The following is a 4,475-nucleotide window of genomic DNA, read 5'->3' on the forward strand; positions in this document are numbered from 1 at the left end:
CGGACGGTCATTTCGCCCGCGACGGCAATGGTCAGCCGCTGGCCCAGCCGGGAAAAAATTTCCAGCCTCGCCTTGCGCAATCTGCTGCGCGGCGTTCAGCAGGGGCTTCCCTCCGGGCAGGCCGTGGCGCGGGCGATGGGGCTCGATCCGCTGTCGGACAAAGACCTGCGCATCGGCAAAGCCACCTGCGAGGATATGGACGAAAACCGCGCGATTACGGCCTATGGCGATAGTTTCAATGGCAATACGCCGCTCTGGACCTATGTTCTGGCCGAAGCCCAAGCCCATTGGGTTGCCGACGTGAAAGCGATGAACGCGCCCGACGCCATCCGCGACGCGCACCCCTCGCTGCTCGGGCCGGTCGGCGGGCGCTTGGTGGCGGAAACCATCATCGCGCTGATGATGGAGGATGAAACCAGCCTGCTGCGCGCCGGGCGCGGCTGGCAGCCCGCCTATCAGGATAAGGGGGTTTTCACCATGCGCGAATTGCTCAAAGCCGCCGGGCGTGCTTAATCGAGAGACGAGGTTAACCGGGCGAGGAAGAGCATGCGGGTATCGATTGCGCATAAGATCTTTCTCGCCTGGTTTTTGGTCAGTGCCGTGCTGATTATCCTGGTCACGGTGGCGATGCAGACCAGCACCGGGCGCGGCTTTGCGGGGTATCTCAGCAAAGCCTCGCTGGATCGGATGGAATGGCTGCCCGCGCGCCTGGAACAGCTTTACGCCCGCACGAACGATTGGTCCGCCCTGCGCGATAGGCCGGAAACTTGGGAGCAAATCTTGCGGGAAGGCTCGGCCCGGCGGGCTATTCCGCCGCCGCCGCCCCGTCCCCCCCGTCCACGCCGCGAGGAAGGGGCGGGCGGACCGCCACCACCGCCACCACCAGGGGAAGATCGGCAAACCCCGCACCTTGCCTTGCTCGACGGTCAGGGGCTATTGATCGCCGGGAGCCCGGACGATATGGACCGCGCCGCCCGGCGGGTTTTGCGCCTTCAGGGCAAGCCTATCGGGGAATTGCTGCTGAAATCGGTCGATTTCCCCTCGGATGTGGAGCGCGCCTTTCTGGCCGATAGAGCCCGCGATGCCGCCTGGGTGGCAGGATTGGGGCTGCTGGTGTCGATGCTCCCCACCTATTTGCTGGTCCGGCATTTCACGCGTCCGATGGAAGCCGTTGCCAGCGTCACGCGCCGCCTCGCCGCCGGAGCCTATCACGAACGTTTACCCACCAACCGCAGCGACGAGATTGGCGAGATGATGCGCGCCGTCAATGGCCTGGCCGAAGCCCTCGATCACGCCGAAGCCACCCGCCGCCGCTGGATGGCCGATACCTCCCACGAGCTGCGCACGCCGCTCGCCGTCCTCCGCGCCCAAATCGAAGCCATTCAAGACGGCGTCCACGAGGCGAACCCGCGCACGATGGCCAATCTGCACGCCGAAGTGCTGCGGCTCGAAAAACTCATCACCGATCTGCACGATCTCGCCCGCACCGATAGCAGCGGTATGAGCCTCTATTGTGCCCCGCTCGACCCGCTGGAGGTGGTGCGCGAGGCGCTGATCGGCTTCACACCCAAGCTTGCGGCCCAGGCGCTCACTCTGGTCGATGCCTGCCCGGAGGCCGCCACCGTGCGCGTTTCCGCCGATGCCGACCGGCTGCACCAACTCCTGACCAATCTTTTGGAAAATAGCTGCCGCTATACCGATAAGGGCGGCACGATTCGCCTGCGCCAGCAGCTTTCCGCCGATCGCTGGACGCTGGTTATCGAGGATTCCGCTCCTGGCGTCGCGCCGGGCGATCTGCCGCATCTGTTCGACCGTTTCTTTCGCGCCGAAAGCTCCCGCAGCCGGGCGCGCGGCGGCTCCGGCCTGGGGCTCGCGATTTGCCGGTCGATTGCCGAAGCGCATGGCGGCACGCTGACCGCCGAAGCCTCGGCCTTAGGCGGGCTGGCGATGATCCTCTCCCTACCCTCGCTGGAGCCACCCTTGCTGGAGACCGAGATATGAGCCAAGCCCATATTCTGATCGTCGATGACGAACCCGGCATAGCCGAGATCATCGGCGCCTATCTGGAGCGCGACGGGTTCGAAGCCTCCTGGCTCAGCACTGGGGCCGCCGTGCTGCCCTGGCTTGCCACCGTTCAGCCCGATCTGATTTTGCTCGATCTGATGCTGCCGGAAGTGGATGGAATGACCCTCTGCCGCACCATTCGCACCACCAGTTCGGTTCCGATCATCATGGTGACGGCGCGGGTCGATGAGATCGATCGGCTGTTGGGGCTCGAACTGGGGGCCGATGATTATATCTGCAAACCCTTCAGCCCGCGCGAAGTGGTGGCGCGGATCAAAGCCGTGCTGCGCCGCCAAGCCCCCACCGCGACCGCCGCGCCGCCCGATCAGGGGTTCGTTATCGATCCCGAGACAATGATCGCCAGCGTCAAGGGCGTGCGAATCGACCTCACCCCGACCGAGTTCAAGCTTCTGGCGGTGCTCGCCACGCACCCCGGCAAAGTCTATTCGCGCGCGCAACTGCTCGATCATCTCAGCGATGGCTATAAGGATGTCTTCGACCGCAGCATCGACAGCCACATCAAGAACCTACGCCGCAAGCTGGCCGCCGCCGCGCCGGGGGTGGAGTTGGTGCAATCGGTCTATGGCGTCGGCTATCGGTTCGAGCGGTCAGATTTGGCCTAAACCCAAGGGGAAGTGCCCCTCGGGTTTAGGCATCGGGGTCAGCTTGCCGGAAAAGCGACCGGCCCCGGCTGTTTACCGGCAATCGGCGCGAACGGCGTTCCAATGGAGAGCTGCGCCGGGCTTTGCGCACTCCACGCCGTTGTCAGCGGCTGGCTATTGCCCGCGAGCGTCGGCGTGCCGTTCACACTATAGGCCCCCGGCGTTCCCACGGTCGCAACCAGATCAACCGTATAGACGCTTTGATAAATCACCGCGCTCTGGCCAGCGCTGTCGGTCGCGGTAATGGCAATCGGGACATAGTTAAGACCATTCACGCCGTTGATCGTGATCGGGGCCTGGGTTGAATCATTCGGATTGTAAGCCTGCCCGCCAATCGAGAGCGTGTAGGTGCTGGGCATCACGCCGCTGACATTCGCGCTCCAATTCAGCGTAATCTGGAACGGTAAGCTTCCGCTGGGGGCCGTCCACGTCCCCCCAGCTCCGGCAGAAAGCGTGGCCGGGTAGGATTGAACCGGCTGGCTCGTCGGCCCCGTCCCGATAGCGGTCACGGTGAAGGTATAGGACAGGCCCGGCGTGAGATCGGTGAAGGTGCAACTGGTTCCCGAGGGCGTCGAAGGTGTTGCTGCTGGGCTGACAGCAACGTCATAGGTGGTAACGGTAAAGCCCGCAGGCGCGGTCACTGCCGACCAACTGAGCGTCCAGTTCCCCGACGACGGGTTCGTGAGCGTCAAGCCCTGAGGTTGGTCCAGCCGCACATCGGCAGAATCGTCACGCGCAGGGTTGTGGCCGTTTGCGGCTGCGGAATATAGGGGCTCGGACGGCCGCCGCGATCACTGAACGGGAAGCCGTAAGAATCCGAGAAATTATAGAACACCGCCGCATAGGGGTTATAGTAGCCGTCATTGCTGGCGCGCGCTTCGGCGAAGGGATAGGGCGTCGGCGGCGGGCTATTGTACCAGGCGCTGCTATCGGCCCCCAACGTGCCGCCCGGATAGCCGAAATTCAGCCCCGCAAGAATATCCCCGGCAACCGTTGCATAGGCGCTATTGGGAACATAATTGGCCCAGTCCGTCGGTAAGCCCGTCGGGGACTGCGACGAAGACGATAGGGCGACCGAGAAAGCATCCGCTGGCGCGGCGTAAATATTCGTATCGAGCGATCCCGCCGGCAGAGCCACCGTTACGGTCAGATTGGTCGGCAGGGCCTGAGCGGTCGTCGTGCCTGTGCTATCGGTATAGAGCCATAGGGGTAGCCGCTCGTCGTGCCGGTCAGGGTTAGGATAAACCCGTTCGCATTGTCGCTGGCGAAGCTGCCGCTATAGGTATAGGTCACGGCATTTGGGATTGGCGCAGGTGCCCCTACCCCGGCCGTCCCCGTGACCGTAAAGCTCGTGCCCGCGGTCGCCAACGCGGCCAGATAGCCGGAAAAGCTGGGGTACGGGGCGGCGGAACCATTGTTCGACGCAATCGTTCCCGGCCCCAGCACGCGGTAGAATGTCGACGGATCGAACGCGCCATTCGGCATAAAAGCCGTGCCCATCGTGCTGGACGAAAGATTATAGAGCGTCGAGAGCAGCGTCGCGGTCGATGAATAGAAGGTTGCCGTTTCAAGGATCGTCCCCGCGCTATCGATAAAATCGAATTGCAGCGGAATACCGAAGAAATCGAGCGAGGTTAGATCGGCCCCCGATCCGGGATAGCCGAACTCCATCTTATCCCAACGAAAATTTTCCTGGATCGCGGTCGGCGCGGTGCCGCCCGAATAGGTAATCGCCGTGCCGAAGGAAAT

6 protein-coding genes are annotated in these 4,475 nt (G+C 63.4%); 3 read left to right on the forward strand and 3 right to left on the reverse strand.

Features of this window, described 5'->3' with window-relative positions; all coding sequences use genetic code 11:
• The 3 genes from VZ95_RS25315 to VZ95_RS07830 form a co-directional block, all read left to right on the forward strand.
• Positions 1–513: peroxidase family protein (locus tag VZ95_RS25315; RefSeq protein WP_045775353.1), on the forward strand; the 513-nt coding region annotated here is incomplete at its 5' end.
• Positions 514–546: 33 nt separating this feature from the next.
• The gene (locus VZ95_RS07825) at positions 547–2,001 is read left to right on the forward strand and encodes an ATP-binding protein (protein ID WP_045775354.1); all 1,455 of its coding nucleotides are present in this window, start codon (positions 547–549) and stop codon (positions 1,999–2,001) included.
• The gene (locus VZ95_RS07830; protein ID WP_045775355.1) at positions 1,998–2,687 is read left to right on the forward strand and encodes a response regulator; all 690 of its coding nucleotides are present in this window, start codon (positions 1,998–2,000) and stop codon (positions 2,685–2,687) included. The genes VZ95_RS07825 and VZ95_RS07830 overlap by 4 nt, the downstream gene beginning before the upstream one ends.
• Positions 2,688–2,725: 38 nt before the next feature.
• Here the strand turns inward: VZ95_RS07830 and VZ95_RS07835 are convergent, their stop codons facing one another.
• The 3 genes from VZ95_RS07835 to VZ95_RS25320 all read right to left on the reverse strand — a co-directional run.
• The gene (locus VZ95_RS07835; protein WP_084627645.1) at positions 2,726–3,442 is read right to left on the reverse strand and encodes a fibronectin type III domain-containing protein; all 717 of its coding nucleotides are present in this window, start codon (positions 3,440–3,442) and stop codon (positions 2,726–2,728) included.
• Positions 3,415–3,864, reverse strand: coding sequence for a hypothetical protein (locus tag VZ95_RS07840; RefSeq protein WP_045775357.1), 450 nt, complete (start codon positions 3,862–3,864; stop codon positions 3,415–3,417). Before VZ95_RS07840 ends, VZ95_RS07835 begins: the two co-directional genes overlap by 28 nt.
• A gap of 8 nt (positions 3,865–3,872) precedes the next feature.
• A partial coding sequence (locus VZ95_RS25320; protein ID WP_045775358.1) for a hypothetical protein occupies positions 3,873–4,475 on the reverse strand: 603 nt, incomplete at its 5' end.

Source organism: Elstera litoralis, assembly GCF_000963705.1.
GTDB classification, from domain to species: Bacteria; Pseudomonadota; Alphaproteobacteria; order Elsterales; family Elsteraceae; genus Elstera; species Elstera litoralis.